The organism is Streptomyces sp. NPDC012794, assembly GCF_042901085.1.
In the GTDB taxonomy this organism is placed as follows: domain Bacteria; phylum Actinomycetota; class Actinomycetes; order Streptomycetales; family Streptomycetaceae; genus Streptomyces.
This window is the reverse complement of record NZ_JBIBCI010000005.1, coordinates 458,561-479,064: the sequence shown is the minus strand read 5'-3', so window position 1 is coordinate 479,064 and position 20,504 is coordinate 458,561. Positions and strand designations below refer to the sequence as shown.

Sequence of the window (20,504 nt, the reverse complement as noted above, 5' to 3'; positions counted from 1 at the left end):
CCCATGCCGATGAGCGCGAACAACGCGATGCCGAGCAGGATCCGGTAGATGACGAAGGGCATGAAGCTCTTGGTGGAGATGAATTTCATGAACCACTCTCTGGCCAGGATTCTTTGGCGGACTTGACCTGCTGCTTCATCCACCTAGAAAGATCAACTGGGAGAGGACTGGGAGATGGAGGCAGCGCCCAGTCTTCGGGCAACCGGGCCAGACACTGCTCCCACCGCGACTGCAGGGAGGCCGCGATCTGCTTCTCCATCCCCAGAGTAACCATGGAGTAGAGGCCCTCGACCCCCGCGACCTCGTGCCCCATCCGAGACTCAGTCGCGATACGGGAGTGTCCGTCCTCGTCCAGCCACGCCTTGTGGCCGTGGCGCACCAGGTAGAACCGCTTGCCGGCCCAGGCTTCTACGGCGGGCCACCCCGGCAGCGGGCGCCAGGAGCCTCCGCCGCGGGCCTTGCCGCCCTGCTTGGGCGGCGTGGGTTCCCGGCCGTCGGCGATGCGCCGCCAGTAGTGGTAACTGAAGTTCGAGTTGGCCAGGAGCCCGCCGCCGATCGCCGTAAAGACGAACTCACCAGCGTGAGACGCTGCCAGCATCTCGTGCAGCTCGGCGAGGAACGGGGGGATCACCAGGGAGCGGTGGCTCTCATACTTTGGTGCGTACAGTCCCACCACGCCATTCTCCCGCTGGTGCTGGTACTCAACACGGATGGCCGGCAGGGCGTTCGTCGTCCCATAGCGAGCGCTGGCCTCGCGACGCTGATCCCTGTCCGGATCCGCCGTAGGCCATGCCGGGTGGCAGTACTCACGCCGAAGAGCGTAGAGCTCGGCGGGCCGCATGCCAGTGAACGCCTTCGTGAGGACGAAGACGAAGCCGGGGAAACCCCAGTAGCAGAGCGCGTTCGAGGCGAGCTGGAGGACATCCTCCATCACCATCTCGCGCTTCTTCTCCTTGGCCTTCTTCACGTACCGGCCGCGGCGCCTGTTGACGACAGGCACGGGGGAGGAAGCCCGCATCTCATCCGTGACGGCATCGTCCATGAGCATCCGGAACACACCGATGATCTCATCGACGTAGGGCTTGCCGAGCGGCGTTCCTCTTTCGGTGGGTTGAGTGCGCAGCTGCTTCTCCCACGCCCGGAACATGCTCGTCTTGATGTCCGCGACTGCTGTGTCTCCCCATCGGGGAACGATGTGCAGCCGCAGCATGGATCGCACGGCCTTGTCTCGCAGATGTCCGACGTCGAGGGTGTCGGGCCAGGTTCGGCAGTAGTCCCGCATGAGGGTGCTGCCGTCGCGCCGGCTGATGTAGCGGTCATTTCTGAGCGCGGACTCTTGGTCCAGGCCGTACTCGTAAGCGTCAGCCTCTTCATCGAAGCCTGACTTGCTGTCGTACAGCTTCTTGCCGGTGTCGGGGTCGAGCTTGCCGGACCACCACCGGACGCGCCACTTGTTGCCGCGCTTCTCCGTAAAGGGCATACGTGACCCCTCTGTTCACCTGGAGTGGTTCGGACAGCCGGCGTGCACCCCACGCCGCCGGCTCATCCGTCTGCATGCCTACTCTGCCCTGCCAACGGGGCAACCCCCACAGGACTTGCAGTCCACACCCTGACTCTGCATGAACCGGCGGACGAGTGCCTGCACATGCTCGTCGTCGGCCGCTTGCGGCGTCAGGATGCACACCATCTGCCCGCCGATCCGTACCGCGTGGGCGTAGTGCTCAGGCCCCAGATCGAGTTCGATGACTGTGCTCATAGGTCCCCCTAGGTTCGGGAACCCCTCCAGGTACTTCCCCAAGCGTGACAGATCGAACGCGTGTTGTGGCCCGGTTGGTTGAAGTTTGTGTGATTGCTGTTGTTGCGGATGAGTCTCGGCGGCATGGTTGTACGACTATTGGCCGAGTTTCAAGAGGCGGTAGGCAGAATCCCGCGCTTCTGAAGTTCCTCGAGAACCTTCTCGGTCATCGCGTCCGCCTGTCCGAGCGTGATGCCCGGAACGACGAGGCGGGCCGCCGTGTTCACGGCGGCCCGAACGTCCTCGGCTTGCCGCTCGAGGGAGGGACGCTGGATCTGGGCGCCGGCGATGAGCTCGGTCCCGTCGGTCAGGGTGATGAAGTCGGCACCCTGGATGACCGCCCGGCAGGAGCCGGCGCGCATGGTGAAGCCCCGCTCGACCTTGGCGTAGGTGGTGTCACGCACCTGCACGCCGCTCTCGACGTTCCAGTAGGTCTGGTTCGAGAGGCCGCAGGTCTTGGCGCCCTGCTGCTGCGTGAGTCCCAGTTCGACGCGACGCTGCCGAACGAGCGCGCCGAGCAGTGTGAGCCGGTTCGCCGGGGTTTCTGTGGTTGCAGCCATGCGTACATCATCCCAGCTACATCTAGCTACGGCCAGAAACATCTACTGACCTGCATGAACTCCCCACTTTTGGGGCCCATGACCTAGATGAATCAGGATGAATCTCGATGTTACTCGCTGGTTCCCCTAGTTTCATCCAGTTGCGGACGCTAGATTCAGTGCATGGAAAGACCCCGAGCCACCTACTTGGTGAACGGGGCGGCAATCCGCACACGCCGCATGGAGCTCGGCATGGACCTCGCCGAGTGCGCTGCCGAAGTCGGGATCAGCAGGGCCTACCTGGACCAGCTCGAACTCGGCTACCGGCGACGCCCCAGTCCCCGGATATACGCGGCGCTCCGCACTGCCCTCCGCGTGACCGACAACCAGCTCCTCGCCGCCGAGGAGAACACACCCAAGGAGTGACATGGCCGCCACCAAGGCGCCCTCGCTGACCGTCCTTGAACGCTTCTACAGCATCACCGCCGCCGCAGTCCGCATCGGTCTGCGCGACCCCGAGGACCCCTCCACCAAGGGGGAGAAGGTGCTCCGGGACGGGGTCAACAAGCTGGGCTGGCCGCACCACCGAATCGGCCGAGACATCGTGTTCAGCGACTCCAACCTCGCCCGCATCGCCGAACTGCATTTCGTACCCGAGTGCTCTTCCGGGGTTGCCCAGCAGTCCCGCCGGACCGTCCGGCGGCGCTCGGTGTCCCGCACCTCGTCGGCCGCCTAGAGCGGCAAACGGCCCCACCGCCGGCATCTCACCTCCGGCAGCAGGGCCTCCCGATCCACCCCTCACCTGCATCTACCTGCAAGGAAAAGAGGACCAGTGAACAACATCATGCCCGACACGGTCGTGGACCTGATCGAGTCCCACTACCCGGATCGCATCCGCGAGGCCGCGAAGCTGACGCGGAAGACGCACTGGCGGCTGCTGGTGCCCGAATCGATCGAGGACCGCGAGCGGTCGATCTCGACCCTGCACGCCGCGGCGAAGGTTCTGGCGACGTACCCCCTGGCTACGGAGGTGGCCCGATGACCGCCCCGACGCCCCCGATTGCCCGCCTGGACGCCGACCTGCAGATGCTCGCCCTGAAGCGCGCGGCCGACGAGCGGATGCGCCGGCTGATGGTGGCCGAGCAGCAGTACGACGTCGACCACCTCGACATCGACTCGCAGGCCAGCCTCCCCGGCTCGTACCCCGTCAGCTACCTGCGCCTGGGAGGGCAGTCGTGAACACGAGGGCCATCCGCGCCGCATCCGAGGTGATCTTCCGGGCGATGGAAAAGAAGTCCATGGTTCCGGCAACGATCGCGCTGGCTCTGGACGCGACGGGCATGCTCGCCAGCCCGGAGGAGGCCACGACCGTGGTGACGCTGCGGGCGACGATCGAAGAGCTCAGCGCACGCCTCGAGATCGCCGGCTACCTCCACGGGGTGGACGACGACGTCGACGAAAAGGCGGCCCCCTCATGAGCCTCCGGAACGCCGCCGTACTGGACGCCCTCGCGGGCCTGCTCTTCGCCGCACTCGCCCTCGCAGGGCGCCGCTACCTCAGGGGGGCCCGTGTCTGAATCCATGACCACCGACCCGATCCGCGACCTGCGCGAGTTCGCCCTCAACGCCCACCTCGTGATCGGCATGCGCGTCGCAAAGGACGTCACGCCGTCGATGATGTGGGAGCGGGCCTCGGGTACCGCCGCCGCCTGGTGCGTGCACCGGCTGCTGGCCCGCCTCGTCGAGGTCGACCCGGAAGGCGTTCGCGCGTTCGTCGAAGAGCTCATCGAAGAAGGCGAGTGGCCGGAGATGACGGACCCGTTCGGCGCGGCCGAGGCGCTCGGCTTCGACCCGCAGGCCTGGATCGACGCCGAGTTCGCCCGCCAGGACGCCGCGAAGGCAGCCCCGCAGTGAGCCGCCTCGCCATAACCCGCCACCGTGGCCAGCATCGTGCTGTCGACCGGGTGGCCGTGCTGGAGCACCAGCTCGAGAAAGCCCGCGCGCTGGCGGCGGACCTGCAGTACCGGCTGGCCATCGCGACGGCCGAGCGGAAGCACGCTGACGCGAAGGCCAACCAGCTCGAGGGCGAGTTGTCCGGGGCGGTCGAGGCCACGCGTCAGAACGCCAGCGCGGTGTCTTCGCTCACCTGGCACCCGGCGGTCGCGGAGACGCAGCCGATCCCGGTTCTGCCGCTGCATCTTTCGCCGCTGGCCCGTACCAACCCGAGCCGCACTCCGGAAGGAGCGTCATGACCGTCCGACCGCCGCTCGTCGGCGCCGCCCTCTGGTCCGCAGTAATGAAGGCCGCTGGAGACCGCTGCGAGTGCCAAGGCGCCTGCGGCAAGAAGCACGACCCCGACCGCACCCGTCAGCAGCAGCGCTGCCAGGTCAGCAACGGCGACCACGTCAGCAAGGTCGGACTCATCGCCCTGATCGCGGTACCGCGCGACCCGATCAACGAGGGCGACTTCGCCACCGCAGCCCGGCTGCCCGCCAAGCGTCTGGCCGCGATGTGCAGGCCGTGCCACGACGCGGTCCTCCGGAAGATCCGCAGCGCCACGAAGAAGCTCCCTGCGGGCGACGACCTCTTCAACGTCGACGAGTACCGCGTAGCACCGCCGACCACCGGCGCCGCTTAGTACCCGCCGGGCCGGCTGCGAGTCGACCAGCCGGCCCGGCGCACCAACCACCGCCCCCGGGCCCTGCACGCCAGGGCCCTACCCCGCCACACCCTGAAAGGGGTCAGCGTGACCACTCACCACCTGTTCGGGCCCAACCGACGGCGCGTCGGCTACGAGGACCAGGAGTGGGCCGTCTGGATCCTCGGCCTGGACGACATCCATCAGAAGAAGGCCCTGGCTGACGCTCTGGAACTCGCCGCCGAGCTGAACGCCACCTTCGCCGACCTTCGACTGCGGGACAGCAGCGAGTACTCACCCGTCCTGTACGCCGTCGTTCTCCACTGGGGCTACGCCTGGAACCAGGCCGTCGAGCACTCCTTCGGCATCGACTGCGGACACCCCGAGTGCGGACCGTGCACCGTCGACCACGTCCTCCCGAAGGCCGTCTGATGGTCGAGCTCACCTTCCCCTCCGGAGCCTTCGTCTCACTCTGCCCTGGCGCCACACAGGAGGCCTGGAACGCGTTTCGGCTGACGGGACTCGGCGGCAGCGACCTCCCCGCAATCATCGGCCTCAGCCCGTACACCAGCCCTACAGAAATCTGGCTCCGCAAGACCGGCCAGACCGTGCCCCGCCTGGACAATCCAGTGCTCTCGGAGGCTGCGGAGATGGGCCACGAGCTCGAACCCGTCGTCGCCCGCCGCTTCTCCAAGCAGACCGGCCTCCCGATCATCGAGAACCCGGGCACGCTCCGCCGGCCTGACAAGCCCCACATGATCGTCAACCTGGACCGGGCCACGATCGAGAAAGGCCAGCCCGGCGTTGTCGAGCTCAAGACCCGCTCCTCCTACGCCTTGAACGACTGGCTCGACGAAACTCCCGTCGACACCACCGTGCAAGTCATGTGGCAGCTCGCGGTTACCGGATGGCAGTTCGGTTACACCGCCTGCCTGATCGGCGGCCAGCGAACGATCGTCCACCGCATCCAGCGCGACGACGAAGTAATCGCGAACCTCGAAGCAATCGCCGACGAGTTCTGGGGCTGGGTCGAGTCCGGCATCCGCCCGCCGCTCGACGGCAGCCACGCCACCGGCCAGCTCCTCGACCGCCTCCACGCCAACCCCGTCGACCAGATCGTCGTCGCCGACGCCGCCGAGGTTGAGAAGTGGCTGGCGATCCGGGCCTCCGCGAAGGAGCAGATCGCAGCCGCCGACATCGCCCTGACCGAGGCGGAGAACCACCTCAAGGCGATTGCCGGCGACAGCACCGACGTCCACGTCCGCGGCGAGCTGGCCTACACGTGGCGGCGCCGCAAGGGCCAGATCTCGTGGAAGTCCGCCGCCCTCGCCATCGACCCGGACCTCGACCCCGAGCCGTACCGCGGCCCGGACACCCGCGTCCTCAACGTCCCCCAGGAGCACCAGTGAGCACCGCCGCCAGCAACGCAGTCGCCCGTCGCGCCCAGAATGTGGGCCAGGTCGAGCAGGCCGGTGAGCAGCAGAAGCCGACCATGGCCCAGCAGATCGAGCGCATGAAGCCCGAGATCGCCCGGGTTCTGCCGAAGCACATGGACGCGGACCGGATCGCGCGGATCGCCCTGACCTTGATCCGGAAGAACCCGGACCTGGCCAGCTGCACAACCGAGTCCTTCCTTGGCGCGCTGATGACCTGCTCGCAGCTCGGGTTCGAACCCGGCTCGCCGACGCAGGAGGCGTACATCATCCCGCGGAAGGGCCAGGCAGAGTTCCAGCTCGGATACCAGGGCATGGTGACGCTCTTCTACCAACACCCGATGGCCGCGTCCCTGAAGGTCGAGACCGTCTACGAGCGGGACTTCTTCGAGCACGAGGAAGGACTCCAGGAGAGCCTCACCCACCGCCCGTACCGGGACGGGCCTCGCGGCAACGCGGTCGCCTACTACTCGGTCGCCACGCTGATCAACGGGGCCAAAACCTTCAAGGTCATGTACCCGGCCGAGGTCGAGGCCCGCAGGCAGAAATCCTCCGGATCGAACTCGCCGGCCTGGCGCAACCACTACGACGAGATGGCCAAGAAGACGGTTCTCCGCAACCACTTCAAGGCCCTTCCGAAGTCCGCCGCGCTGGCCCGCGCCATGGCCCACGACGAGACGGTTCGCACCGACGTCCAGCCCGACGCCATCGACGTCCCGCCGGAGCACCTGCAGGAACCACCGGCCATCACCGCCTAGCGGAACCCGGGGCGCCGCGGCCCGAACCTGCGGCGCCCCACCCAGCCAGTACACAGCACGCGAGAGGACCACCGCCATGACCCGCCGCCTCACCGTCGCCGAACGCCACGCCTCCGCCAACAAGGATCTCCTCCTCGAGGAGATAGCCGACCAGTCCTCGTGGGATCAGTTCCTCGTCGAACAGGCCGTCTTCGCCGCTCTCCGCGCCTACGGCACCTGCTCCGCCAACGACATCCGCGACCTGCTGCCCGAACTCGGTCACGGCTTCCTCGGCGCCGCCATCAACGCGATGCGGACCGGCGGACTGATCCAGCACACCGGGCAGGTCGTCCCCTCGACCCTCGACAGCACCCACGGCCATCGCATCGCGGTCTGGCAGCTCACCAGCAAGGGCATTGAGGTCGCCACCCGCAGCTCGGCCGCCCGCCTGCGGAGGGCGGCATGAGCCCCGACACGGTCTGGCTGTGCTGCACCCTCGCCGCCGGCCTCCTCCTCGCCTGGGCCTGGCACGGCGCCTGCCGTGAAGACCGGCGCCGCTGGGAGCACAGCACCCGCACGAAAGACGACGTCCGTACCGATCTCGCCGCAGCCCGAGCAGCACGCGACCGACTCCAGGCAGCGGCCGACCTCGCCGACTGCATCGCCATCTGGGACCTCACCCACCACGACATCCCGCAGCAGCGGACGGAGGAAGACCAGTGACCAACAAGCCGCTCCCGCCGCACGGCACCCTCAGCCGCCGGAAGATGCACGGCTGCGCCTGCGAGGCCTGCCGCAAGGCCGACCGCGACTACATGGCCAAGCGCAGCCGACTCCAGGCCTACGGGCAGTGGCAGCCCTTCGTCGACGCCGAGCCCGTCCGAGCCCACGTCCGCATGCTCATGGACTACGGCATCGGATGGCAGCGCATCGCCACCCTGGCCGGCGTCTCCAACGGCGGACTCAGCCGTCTCCTATACGGCAACTACCAGCCCGGGAAGCCGCCCACCAAGCGGGTCCGAATCGCCACGGCCGCCAAACTGTGCGCCGTCCGCCCGAACTTCGACCTCGTGGCACCGTCTGCCCTGGTCGACAGCGCCGGCACCCGCCGTCGGCTCCAGGCCCTCATGGCCGCCGGCTGGCCGCAGCTCCGCATCGCCGCGGCAATGCGGACCCACCACAAGGTCATCTGGGACCAAATGCACAGCACCACACCGGTCATGGCCACCACCGCCCGCGCCGTGCGTGATCTCTACAACCGGTTGTGGAACGTCGCCCCTGCCTCCCAGGGCGTCCAGCAGCGATACATCGATGCGGCTCGACAGATCGCAACGAACAACGGGTGGCTGCCGCCTGCGGCCTGGGACGACGACTACATCGACAGCCCCGCGTTCCAGCCCTCCACCGAGTTGGAGCCGATCTCGAAGCGGGTGGACGTCGAGCACCTGCTCCGTATGGGCATCGCCCCGGAGGCGATCCGAAGCCGAACGGGAGCTTCCGCCGCCTACGTCCGCGAAGTCGCGGCCGAGATCCGTACCGGCCAGAAGCGCGACCGCAAGCTCCCCGACATGCGAAAGGCCGCCTGATGATCGTCCACGGATTCGCCGGCATCGGCTGGTCGGAAGCCCTCCCGCTCGGCAGCCGCGAAGTGGGCCTCGAGCTCAATTGGCAGGCGTGCCGCACCCGGATCGCCGCGGGCCACCGCACCATCCAGTGCGACGTCACCCAGTACCCCACCCACCCTTTCAAGGGCCGCGCCACCAGCAAGATCGACAGCCCGCCGTGCCCCGGCTTCGGGAAGTCCGGCAAGGGCCTCGGCCTCCTCGACCTGCCGCTCGTCCACCAGGCCGTCGAAGACCTCTCCCGCGGCAAGGACACCCGGGCGCAGCTCGATGCCGCCTGCCTCGACGAAAGGTCCATCCTCACCGCCGAGCCGATGCGCTGGCACTACGACCTCCAGCCGAAGTGGATCGCCATGGAGCAGGTGCCGTCCGTCCTCCCCGTCTGGGAGCAGTACGCCGGCATCCTGCAGCGGTGGGGCTACAGCGCGGTCGCCGGGGTCCTGGACGCCGCCGACTACGGACTCGGCCAGCAGCGCAAGCGGGCCGTCCTCATCGCCTCCCGCCTTCAGGCCGTCACCCTCCCCGCCCCCACCCACGGTGGACCGGGACAGCCCCCCCATACCTCCATGGCCGAAGCCATCGGCTGGGGGTACACGCAGCGGCCCGCGCCCACCGTCACTGGCGGCGGCACCGCAACCGGCGGCGCAGAGCCCTTCGGTAACGGCAGCCGCCAGGGCATGCGGAAGGCCATCGGCACCGACCGGTGGGCCGACCGCGGCATCCGCAGCCTGACCCCCACCGTCGCCGAGTGTGCCGCCCTCCAGGGCTTCCGGCCCGGCCTCGACTTCCACGGCCGCAAGGGCCAGCAGTACCTCCAGGTCGGCAATGCGGTCCCGCCGCCGCTCGCCCGCGCCGTCCTCGAAGCCGCCGGAGCCCTCACGCAGGCACTCGCCACCGCCGCCTGACCGCGACACCACCACCCGCACCAGCCAGCCAGAGAGAAGACGCCATGGGTTACGAGCTCCGCCGCAAGCTGCGGGTAGCGCTCGGGCCGAACATCACCGGCCTGCAGCGGGCCGTGGCCCTTGAGATCACCGACGACGCCAACGACCAGACCCGCGAGAGCTACGTCGGCCTGGACGAGCTCGCCCTATGGACTGGAGCCAAGGACGAAGGCGTGGTGCGGAACGCCCTGAAGCGGTTGTCGGCCGCCGGCTGGGAGTTTCGGGTGCCGATCGGCAAGGGCAAGGACGGGCGCCTGCTATACGCGGTGCCCGGCCGCCGGATGACGTTCAAGGTGCCCCTCTTCGAAGGGGTAGCGGTGGCTCCCCCTAGGTCGGAAGGGGGAGCGGTGGCTCCTTCGGAAGGAGCCCTCGCTCCCCCTAGGGAGAGCGAGGGCTCCCCCTCAAGCCCGGAAGGGGGAGCAGGGGCACCTTCAGAAGGTGCCGGGGCTCCTTGTGAAGGTGCCGTGGCTCCCCCCTTCCCCTCATCCCCTCACTCCCCTCAGGAGGAGGAAGAAGCTTCTTCCTCCCGGGTGACTGAGCACCTCGAAGCCTTCGGCGCCTTCTGGCTCAACTACCCGAAGAAGATCGACCGCGGCCGGGCCAAGACCGAATGGGTTGCCGCCATGCACCGCGGCGCGGACCCCGCTCAGATCGTCGACAAAGCCCAGGCTTACGCCCGGCAGCAGGTCGACACCGAACCCCGCTTCATCGCCTTCGCCGCGAACTGGCTGCGCAACGAGCGGTACTTCGACGAGTACCCCGAGACCGACGGCCGCCCCGGTCTCCGCGCCGTTCCCGGGACCGCCCACAGCCGCCAGCAGCAAGACACCGACGACCTCTTCGACCGCGCCATGCAGCGCGCCAAAGCCCGCATGCAGCAGCAGGAGATCTCATGACACCTGACGAGACTGTGGTCCTCGCCCGCTACGTGCGGGCGCTGTGCCCCCAGCAGAAGTTCGACGAGTACACCCCCGACGCCTGGCATGACGTCCTTGGCGACTACCCCCTGACCGCGGCCCGGCGGGCTGCCGCCACGGTGGCCAGGCGGCAGCCCTTCATCAGCCCCGCCGAGATCATCGAGGTCATCGAGCAGCAGCGAGCAGAGAACGCCTCCGACTTCCAGGGGCCCGGCCTTCCTGCCGAGGTGCCGGACGCCGACCCCGACGACCCGGTGGCCTACATCGCCGCCCTGCGCGCCCAGCGGTACCGGGCAGCGGATGGCCTGGAACTCAAGCCCCGGCCGATGAAGCAGCTCCTGGCCGGCATCACCCAGCACATCCCCAAGCAGCCGAACCCCGAACTGGACGCCGTCCGCCGCCCGGGCCCGCTCGGGATCGCCTGCCCCCGCTGCAAGGCCGCCCGCGGCCGACCGTGCAAGAAGCCCGGCAGCAGCGACCGCTACCCGCTCGGCGAACCGATGCGTGAGCCGCACCCCATCCGAGCCGCGCTCGCCACCGGCCAACCCCTGCCGACCGGACACGACGCCGAAGCCGAGGCCGCCGGCAAGGAAGCGTCCCGCCTCGCCCTCGAGGCACTCAACGAACAGGAGTCCGCATGACCCAGCGCTCCGCCCCGATGCCCGCCAGCCTCCGCTCCGGCCGGCCCCGGCACCCCGCCTACGACCACCGCTGCCCCCACTGCAGCGCCGCACCCCACGCCCGCTGCACCACCATCTCCGGCCGCCACACCAAAACCGCCCCCTGCCCCGCCCGCATCACCACCTGGGTCGTCACCACCGCCGTCTGCACCACCTGCCAGGTAGCGCCCGGCACCCCCTGCCACGACAACGGCCGGCCCATCGACGGCCATCACCCCGCCCGCGAGAACGAAGCCAAGGAGGACGTCGCGTGACCGACACCGACCGCCTGATCGCAGACAGCCGTCGAGCCCTGGCAGCCCTCGACGACCTGATCGCCTACTGCGACGACCCCGGCACGGAAGCTCTGGGCGCCCGCCACTGCCTGGCCGCAACCCTCAGCGCCGTGGACCCCAGCGTCACCATTCCGGGGCCCAAGCTCAGCCCGGACGCCGCCCGGATCCTTGAGGTGGTCGACAACTGGTACGAGGCTGCTGACACCCACTACGACCTCGACCCGGACGACCTCTGCCGCAGCCTCGAAGCGGCGGGCTACCCGCTACCCGACGACGAGGCCGACCGGTGACCGCCCTCGACCGCCTCCTCGCCGAGGCCCACCCCGACGGCACCTTCGGCGGCAGCCGGCCCGCCCCGCAGCCCGCCCGCAGCACTTGCGCTTGGTGCGGCCACAGCCGGGCCCTCACCGACGCCGGTCGCTTCTGGCCCCACCGCAAGGGCGACGACCCCTGCCCCGGTAGCGGACGCCGCCCCCGCACCCACCCCGCCACCGCAGCCCGACACCGGGCCGCACTCCTCGCCGACCTCCGCACCCGAAAGGCCGCCTGATGAGCGCCGAGCCCGCCGCTGTCGAGTTTCTGTATGAGCTGTGGGACGCCAACTGGGACGACGGCCCCCTCGGCAACTACAAGATCCTCCGGCATCCGATCACGAAAAAGACGGGTAAGCGGATCTACTTCACATTCCGAGGCCAGCCAGCGTTCGTGAATCGGCAGCTAATCGAATCCGACGGCGAGATCTACCACCGCCGCTTCCGGCGCCTGTACCTGGCCCCGCCAGAGATTCCCACCAGCCCGAAGCGAGCGTCCCTCCAGGAACTCCGGCAGGCCATGGCCGCCGCCCACCCTGACCGCGGTGGCACCGACGCCGAGTTCATCGCTGCCCGCCAGCGCTACGAACGAGCTCGTCGCACCACCTGAACGCAGGACGGACGCCCTCGAGGTAAGCGAGGGCGTCCGCACCTAGAGCCTCTCACGGACAGGAGACCCCGATGCCGAACCGCATCCAGCGCAAGCGCACCACCGGGTGGCGCAAGCCCGACAACTGCGTGATCGTCAGCCGACCCAGCCGGTACGGCAACCCGTGCAAGGTCGGGACCATGGAGGAGATGGGCTACGTCGATCCGCACGCGGCAGCCGCCGACTACTTCGCGACCTGGCTCCGAGGCAGCCGCTTCGGATCACCCACCGACGAAAGCGACCAGCGGCGCGAGCGCATCCTCACCGCACTCCCGACGCTCCGCGGCAAAGACCTCGCCTGCACCTGCCGCCCCGACCAGGCCTGCCACGCCGACGTACTCCTCCGATGGGCCAACCTCCCCGAGGCGGAACTCGCCGAGCGGATCACCTGGATCCGCTCCCGCGTCGACGTCCAGCGTGTCAACGACGGCGACGAGCCCATGTACGGCGGCCAGTCGTGAAGATGCCCAGGACGGAGCGCGAGGTCCTGGGCCTCATGGCCCAAGGGCGAACGCTGGTGCAGATCGCAACCCAATGGGACGTCAGCACGGGGACGGTCCACGAGTACGCCGAACGCCTTCGCCGTCGGCTCGGGGCCGAGACCAACCCGCAGGCCGTCCTCCTCGCCTGCCGGGCCGGTCTCCTCGACGGCCGCCCGTTCCTCCGCCACGGCGACCACGCCGGCTACGAGACCCACCGCAAGCGCCGCATCCCGTACTGCGACGACTGCCGAGCCGGCGAGAAGGCGTACCGGGAATCCCGGCGCGAGGCCTTGAAGGCCCGAGAAGCCGCCTGAAGGGGCACGGGAAGCCCGAACGCGGCTCGCCGGTCCCCGACTTCATCCGAACCGCCCACAGGTCCTCACAGGGCCACTGAGCGATCCACCACCGCAAGCGGTCAGGCCCGTCCCCGGGAGCCGGCCCCACCCACATCGAAGGAGACCGTCATGACCACCCCCGAGACCGGCCAGGTGTGGGTGAACCGCAGCCGGCCGTCGTCCCGCATCACGATCACCGCCGTCGGCTCGTGGACCCACTTCACCCGCCACGGCGAAACCGACCACGACGGCACGCCCGCCACCGGCACCATCCCGACCCGCGACCTGCCCCGGCACTACCAGCCGGCATCCGAGAAGTAGCCGACCCCGTGACCAGCGAGCAGCTGGCCCTGTGGGTGCCGGAGCCCTGCCACGCGGCAGACCCGGCACCCGCCAGGCCCCGCACCAGCGCCGCCGACCAGCTCCGCGCCCTACGCGAACGCCGCATCGAACCCGAAGCCGGACGCGCCGCCGGCGGCTGGCGGACCTGGACACCCTTCGGCGACGACATCCGCATCACCACGATCAAGCCCTCGAAGGAGTACCTGTGATTGAGCCCGGTCAGATTTACCGCTCCTGCAATCCCCGATCCCTCGGCTTCCGGATCCGGATCCGAACGGTAGGTGCCAGCACAGTGAAGGCCGAGGACGTAGCCAACCGTCGCCCGCTGCTCAACTCCGTGCCGATCGGGGATCTCCACTCCACGCCCCTGACCAAGACCGGCCAGCCCCGCCGCACCGGCTACATCCTCGAGGAGGCGCAGTGACCGGCCAGCCCAGCATCAGCCCTAGCCCGGATGGTGACGGCGTGATCCTTCACCTCCCCGAGATCACTTACCTCGACACCCAGACCTGGTCAGTCGACATCGGCCTCACCACAGACGGCCTCACCGCCCTCCAGGCCCTGCTCGCCATTCAGCCCGACGGGAGCAGCCGATGACCATCCAGCCCGGCCAGACCTACCGATCCGCCGACCCCCGCGACGCCATTCGGATCCGCATCTCCGGCTACACCCACGGCCACGACCACGCCCTTGTCGTCGACGCCGTCAGCGGGAAGCGACCCCGCTGGATCCAGGTGACCGCTCTCCACGCCACCAATCTGACGAAGGCTGGCAAGCCCCGCCGCACCGGCTACGTCCTCGAGACCGACGGGGCCGGCCGATGACCGAGCCGATCGACTGGGGCGGCGACGCCGACACCGGCTACTGCCCGCGCGGCGGACGTGGTGGCGTCGCGCCCACGGCCGGCGACGACCTCTGCGACGCCTGCGGCCTGTACATGGCCGCCCTCCGCGGCCTCCTCGCCGACTGGCACGCCGCCGGCCAGCCTCAGCAGCCCAGCGCCCACAGCCAGCAGATCGGCGCCGCACTCGCCATGTACCTCCAGCACGAAGCCAGCCGCCAGAACGCCTGACCCGCCCGCGCCACCCGCACGAGGAGCCACCCGTGATCGAGACCCCACAGTCCTGGCCCTGCACCCTCTGCCTCAAGCCCAGCCGCGACACCGTCCACGCCAGCTGCCGGCAGCACGTCTACGAAGACCTCGCCGAACTACCCGCCCTGTACCGGCAGCTCGGCGACGCACTCCAGCCCAGCCGGCGCGGCGACCAAACCCGCGGCGGAACCCGCACCGCACCCCTCCCGTGCAGCCTCGACGCACTCGACCTCAGAGCCCGCGGCGGCATCCAAGGCGTCCTCACCAGCTGGGAAGACGACGTGCGCGACACCCTCGACTGGGAGGAACGCCCCTTCCGCGGCAGCATCCAACAAGACGTCGACGGCGCCGCCGCCTTCCTCCAAAACCAGCTCGCCTGGATCTGCGACAGCCATCCCGCAGCCAAGGAGCTCGGCGACGAGATCAGGCAGATAGCCGGTCAAGCCCGCCGGCTCATCACCGGGGAACGGCCGGCCCGCCGGATCCCCGTCGCCTGCCCCTGCGGCCAGGTTCTCCGCGTCACCCTCGACACCCCTGGCGTCCGATGCGGCGGATGCGAGACGCAGTACGGGCACGCCGACGTGCTGCGGCTGCCGATGGCTCAGCGGACCGCGGCCTAAGCCAGCCGGGAGCCAATCCGGAACCGCATGTCCCCAGCAGCCCGGCGGACATCCTCCGACAAGGCCTCCACCTCCAGCACCCCCAACAGGATCATCAACGCCCGAGCCTCGTCCTCAGCCAGCAGCCGAAGACGAGGCTCAGGCACGCCGTCCAGCAGCGAATCCAACAGGTCCAGCACACCCTCATCCATGCCGGAGACAACGGAGCAGTGGGGCAGCAGTCACGCAGGGCTGGCTAGCCAGTGACTCCGTAGGTCGTTCGTCTCGCCTGGTTCCAGGTAGGCCAGGGATCACAGCAGCGTCTCCTGGTCCCACATCGAGAGGCCTGACAGACAGAAGGGTGAAGGTTCGCTGGAGTCAGCAGCACAGTGGCTTGCTCCAACCGACGACCAAGAGACGTCCAGAACGCTGACGCCAACGCAGCGCTAGGCCAGAGCCAGTAGTCCCCTGACCTGCAAGAAGGCGCTCGAGCGATCAGGACCTGTCGCTGTCTCGTTGACCGAGCCAGCGCTTGTCGCCGTCACAGCAAACTGGGTTCTCTGCCTATGGTTGGACAAGGTACTCGACGCCAGCGGTTCCACAGTCGAGAGACAGCAGGATGCGGCAAACTCGCTGGTCAGAATCTTCTGCGTCCGACTGGGAGACTCGGATCTTTGACGCTGGATGCTTCGTCAATCGGCCAGAAGCATTGCCGATGTTCCTTGCCAGGACATCTTGCTTGCTCGTATGCTCGCCACAACTTCATAGAGCACCAACGCAGTGCCGACGGCTTGCTCACTTCATCAATGAAGTGAGTGAGAGCACGCCGACCTCGCTTCCCCAATGAAGTGAGTGAAGGCGCGACACTGCAGCTGTCTGACAACTGATCGCCCGGGGCAACGGATTGGTCTCAGGGTCAGACGCGCGGGACCGATAGCGCCTACCACATCTCGTGGTCAGGCGCTACACCTGTTTGCTGTGCGCTGAATCAGCTTGCGCATTCGGCCGACGCCACTCCATGCTCCGAGCGTGACCTTGACGACCCCTTGCCCCGGGCGAGTCGAGGCACTCGGAATCCCGCACTATGAGGTCAAATTGACGATTAATCAGAGAGGGTCGGCGTCCAGTGCCGAGACCCGCAAGCTCCGCGCCATCTGCGTCGCCGTCTGCCTCCTGGCAGCCGCGGCGTTCGCCATGGACGCCAAGCTCCCCGACGCCCGCGCGACGGACATCGTGAAGGGAACGGCGCTCGCCGCCGCCCTCGGCGCCCTCGCGTACCTCGCCGGCGTCCGGGTCCACCGCGGATGGCGAAACGCCGTCGACCGGTTCTTCGAACGGATCGGCAGGGAGGTGAAGGGCCCCGACATCCCCACGGACTCCAGCCGCTAGTCGGCTCAAAGTTCGTGACCGAGCCCCCCGCCGCCGACGGGGGGCTCCCGCGGGCCGGGCACCGGGAACTGCTCACCGGGCCGTTAGCCCGCTACCGCTTGCCTCCTGCGATACCGTGGTCGCACCGGTTGCAATGAGTGGAGGCGGGCGTGGGCGAGATCCCCTGGACCATCGAGCGGATCTGCGAGGCCCTCGGCAGCCCAGACCTCGCCCAGCGATTCCTCGCTGAGATCAACCGGGCTCCGGCACACGAACTGCTTGGCGTCTTCGCCAAGTGGGAACGCATCGCCAAGAACACGCTGCTGGCCGTCGAACGTGCACGCGAACTCGCCCAATACGACGAGCGCGGTGAACAACTCCCCGGCGAATGGACCGACGCCACCCACCGGATCCTCGACGAAACCGGGGCTGCACGCGGCGCCGCGTAAGCTGACAGTATTCAGGTGTGTACGCACTGAAAGTGGACCCTGCCGCCGAAGCCGTCTGGGACGCGCTCCCGCCACAGGCCAGCGACAACCTCGGCAGAGCACTCGCCCTCGCCTGCGAACGGCCCCACGACGCGACACACCCCTACGGCGTCGACGAGAAGGTCGTGCGGCAGATCATCACGCCAGAAGTTCGGGCCATCCTCCTCATCGGACACCAGACCCGGACCATCGCCGTCCTCCAGCTCGACTACCTCGCATGACGAAGGCCTGCCCGCCCGTAGATGGGCCCCAGCGAAAGGCGCCGCCGTGATCGAATTCGTCCCCCGCAGTGGACCCCCCGAAGCCATGCACTGCGCCACCGTCGTCTGTGACGCCTGCCGGCAACAAGTCCACGGCAGTGGCAACCTCGTCTGGGGCAGGCGGATGGGAAGCCTCGCCGATGGCTCCGACATTCAGCACACCCCACTCTTCGCAGCCCACAAAGGCGCCTGTGACAGAGCCCTCGACGTCTGGCTCAAGCGCCAGTACCCCGAAGGCGAATGGCTCCTCATGTGGGAAGAACTGGGTGACTTCCTCAAGCAGGTGGCCTACAACGCCGAACACGCCTTCGCCGACGACAACAAGGGCGAGTACCACAAGACCATCCTCAAGATGCCGGCCAGCGACCTGCATGCCGAAGCTCCGACGTTCGACCCGCAGCGCTGACGCATGACGAAGGCCCCGCCCAACCGGGCGGGGCCTTCACTGCTGTCCGGGGTCAGGCACTGAGCGCGATCTGATCCCCAAGGCGCGATCAGAACCTGTGCGTGCAGGCAAGACAGACGTGCAATCCGCGCCACCGCTCCAACCGGGATGCCACCTTCGAGGCCTTCCTGAATATGAACGCCCCCCAAACGGCACCGGCCACGACCACCGCCAGGCCCAGCACCACCCCACCCGACGCGGCCGTCACAATCCCCAGCGCCACCACCGCCAACGACGCCCAGTAGCTCGCCGCCGGCCCCGCTGGCGGCGCGTAGCTCGCCTTCAGCGGAGACTCGGCAGGGAGCGACTGCCAGTAGTGCGGCAAATCCACGACATTCGACGAACCGCAATCGGCCTGCGGACAAACGACCACACCAACCCCCTGAACGCTGGCAGTGAACCACCGCACACTGCCCGCGAGGCTGGCTGTCCACGACTACGGCGGCACGGATGTGGCCAGCGCCACACATCAAGGCCTCACGCCCCCCTCTGGACACGCCAAAGGTCCGCCACCCATACGGACGGCGGACCCTTGTACGCTTCGGCTCGACGGAGCCTCGTGCGTCGGGGATCAAGACATCTGCCGTCGCAGCACCCGCAGCGTGTCCACGAACGCCTGCGCCTGCGCGATGAAGATGTCGGCCTCCGCCGGCGACAATTCCACGCACGTCTCACCGGAGATGTACAGGGCCTCCTCGCCGAAGCGGGCACCCTCGTCCAGGCGTACCAGCTCCGCCCGTGCCAGCACCTCCGACCCCTCACCCCGCAGCAGGTACAGCGGCGACCAGTGGGCAGTCGACGACGGGCCGAAGTGATGCGCCAGCGGGGTACGGCGGTCCTTGCACCAGGACGGGCACGCCGACGGGTGCGACACCACGGCCGGCAGGGTGGGGGACGGCACAGAGACGACCGGGGGCTCGGGCAGTACAGTGGTCACGAGAACTCCTTCTTGACGGTAGGGATCTCTTGATCAGCGAGCTGCGAACTCGCTGGTTGAACATGGCCGGGCGGCTGCGAACCGCCCGGCCGTTCTGCGTTTCGGCGCCAGGTGGCAATGCGCTCAGGCCTGAGGGCCCCCAGTTCTGGTGTGACTGGCGCCACGAGAGACCGTATCGCTTTTTGTGAATGGTTGGAAGTGGGGCTGTCGGAACAGATGCGAAAGCGCCCCCTCCAGCCAGGAGGGGGCGCTTAGGCGTAGGTCAGAACTCGTATCGCAGGCCGTAGAGGTGACCGGCCTTGGCCATGGTCGTGGCCTCGATAGGGCGATCGTCGTTGCTCAGTACGACGCGGAAGGTGCGCAGCACCGAGATGGGGCTGGGTAGTTGCAGCGCCGCGTACTCCTCCTGCGTCGGCTCCTCTGCCGTCACAAGGTCGATTGTTCGGACGGGCGGGAAGCCCAGCTCGTTGAGCAGTGTGGGTGTCCCGCCCTTGATGCGACGGCGCTCAGCCAGGCCGGTCCCCCGTGCGATTTCCAGCGGGTAGTAGGACTTCACGAGCTCGCAGGGTTCGCCGTCCAGTCGCAGCAGCTGCTGGCGAAGCACTGCCAACCCGTCCGCGCCTAGATCGAGAGCGGCGGCGACGTCGGCCGGAGGACGCAACTCTTCCACGTTCAGCAGCTCGATCGTCGGTACCTTTCCGCGCTTCTCCGCCTCCTCCAGCCAGCGGTACGGGCGCCCCGCTTCAGCCGGCTTCGAGTAGGCCGCCGGATGCATCACCTCCCGGCGATGCTCCAGGATGGTGACCGACGAGCCAGCCTTCCCGGAGGCAAGGCCCTCGGCCTTCAGCATCGAAACGGCCTTCTGGATGGTTGCGCTTGACGCGTCGAAGCGCTCCTTCAGCGCCTGGGTGCTGGGGAGCTTTTCGCCGGGCCGTCGCTCGCCAGTCAGGATCTCGCGGCGCAGGTCGGTTGCAATCCGTTCGTGGAGCGCCCGCGGGTCGACGGCGTCCTTGGGGGTTCTGTTGAGTGCGGGCACGACTTAGGTCACCTTCAGTTCGTACTGGAGTCGTCGGAACTTGGCGGGGGAGACCATCAGGTCTGCTTGGAGAGGGCGGCCGCTCTCGTCGAGGGAGAGTCTGGCGAGAATGAGCACCGGCTCGTCGTTGGCGAGTTCAAGGGCCATCCGCTCCTCGCTCGTTGGCATGCGCGCAGTGATGTCCTCCCGCACTCGAGCGGTCGCATACCCAAGCTCCGCGAGGAGGGTGACGGCACCACCCTTGATCTTGCGAGGCTCAGCCAGCGCCGTTCCTGCCGCTACGGCGAGGGGGTAATAGGTAGCCGCGAGCTCTACTGGGACGTCGTCGGCGTAGATGGTTCGATGCCGAGCAATCACCGTTTCGCCGGCGGCGATGCCCAGGATTTCGGCGATCACGCTCGGGGCGGCCTCTCGACCGGCAGCCGTGAGGGCCTGCCGGCCAACGGAACCCTGCGAGGCGGCTTCGGCAGCCCACGCGTCACCGGCGTTTTTCGGACGCGGCCTGATGTAGGGGGCCGAGGTACTCACCCACTCATTGCTGCTGGTCACATGCCTCTCCGTCCATCATTCCTGACTGCAC

41 protein-coding genes and 1 pseudogene are annotated in these 20,504 nt (G+C 68.3%); 34 read left to right on the top strand and 8 right to left on the bottom strand.

Annotated features, from left to right (window positions below; translation table 11 throughout):
- The 4 genes and pseudogenes from ACFY7H_RS13330 to ACFY7H_RS13315 all read right to left on the bottom strand — a co-directional run.
- Window positions 1–95: pseudogene (locus tag ACFY7H_RS13330) on the bottom strand (undecaprenyl-diphosphatase); the annotation flags it as partial.
- Window positions 86–1,480, bottom strand: a complete 1,395-nt coding sequence (locus ACFY7H_RS13325; protein WP_388937472.1) for an integrase — start codon at window positions 1,478–1,480, stop codon at window positions 86–88. The gene ACFY7H_RS13325 and the pseudogene ACFY7H_RS13330, both read right to left, overlap by 10 nt.
- A gap of 78 nt (window positions 1,481–1,558) precedes the next feature.
- Window positions 1,559–1,756, bottom strand: a complete 198-nt coding sequence (locus tag ACFY7H_RS13320) for a hypothetical protein (protein ID WP_388937471.1) — start codon at window positions 1,754–1,756, stop codon at window positions 1,559–1,561.
- Between the two features lie 149 nt (window positions 1,757–1,905).
- The gene (locus tag ACFY7H_RS13315; RefSeq protein ID WP_388937470.1) at window positions 1,906–2,355 is read right to left on the bottom strand and encodes a helix-turn-helix transcriptional regulator; all 450 of its coding nucleotides are present in this window, start codon (window positions 2,353–2,355) and stop codon (window positions 1,906–1,908) included.
- 162 nt (window positions 2,356–2,517) lie between these two features.
- Here ACFY7H_RS13315 and ACFY7H_RS13310 point away from each other — a divergent pair, with 162 nt between their 5' ends.
- The 30 genes from ACFY7H_RS13310 (at window position 2,518) to ACFY7H_RS13165 (ending at window position 15,411) form a co-directional block, all read left to right on the top strand.
- Window positions 2,518–2,760 (top strand): helix-turn-helix domain-containing protein, encoded by a 243-nt coding sequence (locus ACFY7H_RS13310; RefSeq protein WP_388937469.1) that lies wholly within the window; start codon window positions 2,518–2,520, stop codon window positions 2,758–2,760.
- 1 nt (window position 2,761) lies between these two features.
- Window positions 2,762–3,070, top strand: a complete 309-nt coding sequence (locus tag ACFY7H_RS13305) for a hypothetical protein (protein WP_388937467.1) — start codon at window positions 2,762–2,764, stop codon at window positions 3,068–3,070.
- 96 nt (window positions 3,071–3,166) lie between these two features.
- The gene (locus ACFY7H_RS13300; protein ID WP_388937465.1) at window positions 3,167–3,376 is read left to right on the top strand and encodes a hypothetical protein; all 210 of its coding nucleotides are present in this window, start codon (window positions 3,167–3,169) and stop codon (window positions 3,374–3,376) included.
- Complete coding sequence (locus ACFY7H_RS13295; RefSeq protein ID WP_388937464.1) at window positions 3,373–3,573, top strand: hypothetical protein; 201 nt, start codon at window positions 3,373–3,375, stop codon at window positions 3,571–3,573. The genes ACFY7H_RS13300 and ACFY7H_RS13295 overlap by 4 nt, the downstream gene beginning before the upstream one ends.
- Entirely contained in the window at window positions 3,570–3,812 is a 243-nt protein-coding gene (locus ACFY7H_RS13290; RefSeq protein ID WP_388937462.1) for a hypothetical protein, read from the top strand. Before ACFY7H_RS13295 ends, ACFY7H_RS13290 begins: the two co-directional genes overlap by 4 nt.
- A gap of 90 nt (window positions 3,813–3,902) precedes the next feature.
- Entirely contained in the window at window positions 3,903–4,247 is a 345-nt protein-coding gene (locus ACFY7H_RS13285) for a hypothetical protein (RefSeq protein WP_388937461.1), read from the top strand.
- Window positions 4,244–4,585 carry a hypothetical protein gene (locus ACFY7H_RS13280; protein WP_388937460.1) on the top strand — a complete coding sequence of 114 codons (342 nt, stop codon included), beginning with the start codon at window positions 4,244–4,246 and terminating at the stop codon, window positions 4,583–4,585. The genes ACFY7H_RS13285 and ACFY7H_RS13280 overlap by 4 nt, the downstream gene beginning before the upstream one ends.
- Window positions 4,582–4,971, top strand: a complete 390-nt coding sequence (locus ACFY7H_RS13275; protein ID WP_388937458.1) for a hypothetical protein — start codon at window positions 4,582–4,584, stop codon at window positions 4,969–4,971. Before ACFY7H_RS13280 ends, ACFY7H_RS13275 begins: the two co-directional genes overlap by 4 nt.
- Window positions 4,972–5,079: 108 nt before the next feature.
- Window positions 5,080–5,403, top strand: coding sequence for a hypothetical protein (locus ACFY7H_RS13270; RefSeq protein ID WP_388937456.1), 324 nt, complete (start codon window positions 5,080–5,082; stop codon window positions 5,401–5,403).
- Window positions 5,403–6,380: a YqaJ viral recombinase family protein gene (locus ACFY7H_RS13265; RefSeq protein WP_388937454.1), complete on the top strand. Its 978-nt coding sequence runs from the start codon at window positions 5,403–5,405 to the stop codon at window positions 6,378–6,380. The genes ACFY7H_RS13270 and ACFY7H_RS13265 overlap by 1 nt, the downstream gene beginning before the upstream one ends.
- Window positions 6,377–7,162, top strand: a complete 786-nt coding sequence (locus ACFY7H_RS13260; RefSeq protein WP_388937453.1) for a recombinase RecT — start codon at window positions 6,377–6,379, stop codon at window positions 7,160–7,162. Before ACFY7H_RS13265 ends, ACFY7H_RS13260 begins: the two co-directional genes overlap by 4 nt.
- A 76-nt stretch (window positions 7,163–7,238) precedes the next feature.
- Window positions 7,239–7,607, top strand: coding sequence for a hypothetical protein (locus ACFY7H_RS13255; protein ID WP_388937451.1), 369 nt, complete (start codon window positions 7,239–7,241; stop codon window positions 7,605–7,607).
- Window positions 7,604–7,864: a hypothetical protein gene (locus ACFY7H_RS13250; RefSeq protein ID WP_388937449.1), complete on the top strand. Its 261-nt coding sequence runs from the start codon at window positions 7,604–7,606 to the stop codon at window positions 7,862–7,864. The genes ACFY7H_RS13255 and ACFY7H_RS13250 overlap by 4 nt, the downstream gene beginning before the upstream one ends.
- Window positions 7,861–8,727 carry a hypothetical protein gene (locus ACFY7H_RS13245; protein WP_388937447.1) on the top strand — a complete coding sequence of 289 codons (867 nt, stop codon included), beginning with the start codon at window positions 7,861–7,863 and terminating at the stop codon, window positions 8,725–8,727. Before ACFY7H_RS13250 ends, ACFY7H_RS13245 begins: the two co-directional genes overlap by 4 nt.
- On the top strand, window positions 8,727–9,668 hold the full coding sequence (locus tag ACFY7H_RS13240; protein WP_388937445.1) for a DNA cytosine methyltransferase: 942 nt from the start codon (window positions 8,727–8,729) through the stop codon (window positions 9,666–9,668). The genes ACFY7H_RS13245 and ACFY7H_RS13240 overlap by 1 nt, the downstream gene beginning before the upstream one ends.
- A 44-nt stretch (window positions 9,669–9,712) precedes the next feature.
- The gene (locus tag ACFY7H_RS13235; RefSeq protein ID WP_388937443.1) at window positions 9,713–10,603 is read left to right on the top strand and encodes a hypothetical protein; all 891 of its coding nucleotides are present in this window, start codon (window positions 9,713–9,715) and stop codon (window positions 10,601–10,603) included.
- Window positions 10,600–11,265: a hypothetical protein gene (locus ACFY7H_RS13230; RefSeq protein ID WP_388937441.1), complete on the top strand. Its 666-nt coding sequence runs from the start codon at window positions 10,600–10,602 to the stop codon at window positions 11,263–11,265. The genes ACFY7H_RS13235 and ACFY7H_RS13230 overlap by 4 nt, the downstream gene beginning before the upstream one ends.
- Window positions 11,262–11,558 carry a hypothetical protein gene (locus ACFY7H_RS13225; RefSeq protein WP_388937440.1) on the top strand — a complete coding sequence of 99 codons (297 nt, stop codon included), beginning with the start codon at window positions 11,262–11,264 and terminating at the stop codon, window positions 11,556–11,558. The genes ACFY7H_RS13230 and ACFY7H_RS13225 overlap by 4 nt, the downstream gene beginning before the upstream one ends.
- Entirely contained in the window at window positions 11,555–11,869 is a 315-nt protein-coding gene (locus tag ACFY7H_RS13220) for a hypothetical protein (protein ID WP_388937439.1), read from the top strand. Before ACFY7H_RS13225 ends, ACFY7H_RS13220 begins: the two co-directional genes overlap by 4 nt.
- A complete protein-coding gene (locus tag ACFY7H_RS13215; protein WP_388937437.1) occupies window positions 11,866–12,129 on the top strand; it encodes a hypothetical protein in 264 nt (87 codons plus the stop codon). The genes ACFY7H_RS13220 and ACFY7H_RS13215 overlap by 4 nt, the downstream gene beginning before the upstream one ends.
- Window positions 12,129–12,500 carry a hypothetical protein gene (locus ACFY7H_RS13210; protein WP_388937435.1) on the top strand — a complete coding sequence of 124 codons (372 nt, stop codon included), beginning with the start codon at window positions 12,129–12,131 and terminating at the stop codon, window positions 12,498–12,500. Before ACFY7H_RS13215 ends, ACFY7H_RS13210 begins: the two co-directional genes overlap by 1 nt.
- A 71-nt stretch (window positions 12,501–12,571) precedes the next feature.
- Window positions 12,572–13,000 (top strand): DUF4326 domain-containing protein, encoded by a 429-nt coding sequence (locus ACFY7H_RS13205; protein WP_388937434.1) that lies wholly within the window; start codon window positions 12,572–12,574, stop codon window positions 12,998–13,000.
- A complete protein-coding gene (locus ACFY7H_RS13200; RefSeq protein WP_388937432.1) occupies window positions 12,886–13,335 on the top strand; it encodes a response regulator transcription factor in 450 nt (149 codons plus the stop codon). Before ACFY7H_RS13205 ends, ACFY7H_RS13200 begins: the two co-directional genes overlap by 115 nt.
- A 150-nt stretch (window positions 13,336–13,485) precedes the next feature.
- Window positions 13,486–13,677, top strand: coding sequence for a hypothetical protein (locus ACFY7H_RS13195; protein WP_388937430.1), 192 nt, complete (start codon window positions 13,486–13,488; stop codon window positions 13,675–13,677).
- A gap of 8 nt (window positions 13,678–13,685) precedes the next feature.
- Window positions 13,686–13,907, top strand: a complete 222-nt coding sequence (locus ACFY7H_RS13190; protein ID WP_388937428.1) for a hypothetical protein — start codon at window positions 13,686–13,688, stop codon at window positions 13,905–13,907.
- An 83-nt stretch (window positions 13,908–13,990) separates the two neighbouring features.
- Entirely contained in the window at window positions 13,991–14,122 is a 132-nt protein-coding gene (locus tag ACFY7H_RS13185; protein ID WP_388937427.1) for a hypothetical protein, read from the top strand.
- Between the two features lie 41 nt (window positions 14,123–14,163).
- Complete coding sequence (locus ACFY7H_RS13180; RefSeq protein ID WP_388937426.1) at window positions 14,164–14,295, top strand: hypothetical protein; 132 nt, start codon at window positions 14,164–14,166, stop codon at window positions 14,293–14,295.
- Complete coding sequence (locus ACFY7H_RS13175) at window positions 14,292–14,522, top strand: hypothetical protein (RefSeq protein WP_388937424.1); 231 nt, start codon at window positions 14,292–14,294, stop codon at window positions 14,520–14,522. The genes ACFY7H_RS13180 and ACFY7H_RS13175 overlap by 4 nt, the downstream gene beginning before the upstream one ends.
- Entirely contained in the window at window positions 14,519–14,770 is a 252-nt protein-coding gene (locus ACFY7H_RS13170) for a hypothetical protein (protein ID WP_388937421.1), read from the top strand. Before ACFY7H_RS13175 ends, ACFY7H_RS13170 begins: the two co-directional genes overlap by 4 nt.
- A 32-nt stretch (window positions 14,771–14,802) precedes the next feature.
- Window positions 14,803–15,411 carry a hypothetical protein gene (locus ACFY7H_RS13165; RefSeq protein WP_388937419.1) on the top strand — a complete coding sequence of 203 codons (609 nt, stop codon included), beginning with the start codon at window positions 14,803–14,805 and terminating at the stop codon, window positions 15,409–15,411.
- Here ACFY7H_RS13165 and ACFY7H_RS13160 read toward each other — a convergent pair.
- A complete protein-coding gene (locus ACFY7H_RS13160; protein ID WP_388937416.1) occupies window positions 15,408–15,590 on the bottom strand; it encodes a hypothetical protein in 183 nt (60 codons plus the stop codon). The genes ACFY7H_RS13165 and ACFY7H_RS13160 overlap by 4 nt on opposite strands.
- An 895-nt stretch (window positions 15,591–16,485) precedes the next feature.
- On the opposite strand from ACFY7H_RS13160, the gene ACFY7H_RS13155 reads away from it, so the two are divergent.
- The 4 genes from ACFY7H_RS13155 (at window position 16,486) to ACFY7H_RS13140 (ending at window position 17,912) form a co-directional block, all read left to right on the top strand.
- Window positions 16,486–16,779, top strand: a complete 294-nt coding sequence (locus ACFY7H_RS13155; RefSeq protein ID WP_388937413.1) for a hypothetical protein — start codon at window positions 16,486–16,488, stop codon at window positions 16,777–16,779.
- A 149-nt stretch (window positions 16,780–16,928) separates the two neighbouring features.
- Window positions 16,929–17,207, top strand: a complete 279-nt coding sequence (locus ACFY7H_RS13150; protein WP_388937411.1) for a hypothetical protein — start codon at window positions 16,929–16,931, stop codon at window positions 17,205–17,207.
- Window positions 17,208–17,224: 17 nt separating this feature from the next.
- Window positions 17,225–17,467: a hypothetical protein gene (locus tag ACFY7H_RS13145; RefSeq protein WP_388937408.1), complete on the top strand. Its 243-nt coding sequence runs from the start codon at window positions 17,225–17,227 to the stop codon at window positions 17,465–17,467.
- A gap of 46 nt (window positions 17,468–17,513) precedes the next feature.
- Window positions 17,514–17,912 carry a hypothetical protein gene (locus ACFY7H_RS13140; protein ID WP_388937406.1) on the top strand — a complete coding sequence of 133 codons (399 nt, stop codon included), beginning with the start codon at window positions 17,514–17,516 and terminating at the stop codon, window positions 17,910–17,912.
- 610 nt (window positions 17,913–18,522) lie between these two features.
- Here the strand turns inward: ACFY7H_RS13140 and ACFY7H_RS13135 are convergent.
- The 3 genes from ACFY7H_RS13135 to ACFY7H_RS13125 form a co-directional block, all read right to left on the bottom strand.
- Window positions 18,523–18,888: a DUF6907 domain-containing protein gene (locus ACFY7H_RS13135; protein WP_388937404.1), complete on the bottom strand. Its 366-nt coding sequence runs from the start codon at window positions 18,886–18,888 to the stop codon at window positions 18,523–18,525.
- A gap of 262 nt (window positions 18,889–19,150) precedes the next feature.
- Window positions 19,151–19,924 (bottom strand): GntR family transcriptional regulator, encoded by a 774-nt coding sequence (locus ACFY7H_RS13130; protein WP_388937402.1) that lies wholly within the window; start codon window positions 19,922–19,924, stop codon window positions 19,151–19,153.
- A gap of 3 nt (window positions 19,925–19,927) precedes the next feature.
- Window positions 19,928–20,473 (bottom strand): UTRA domain-containing protein, encoded by a 546-nt coding sequence (locus ACFY7H_RS13125; RefSeq protein ID WP_388937399.1) that lies wholly within the window; start codon window positions 20,471–20,473, stop codon window positions 19,928–19,930.
- Window positions 20,474–20,504 lie beyond the last annotated feature (31 nt).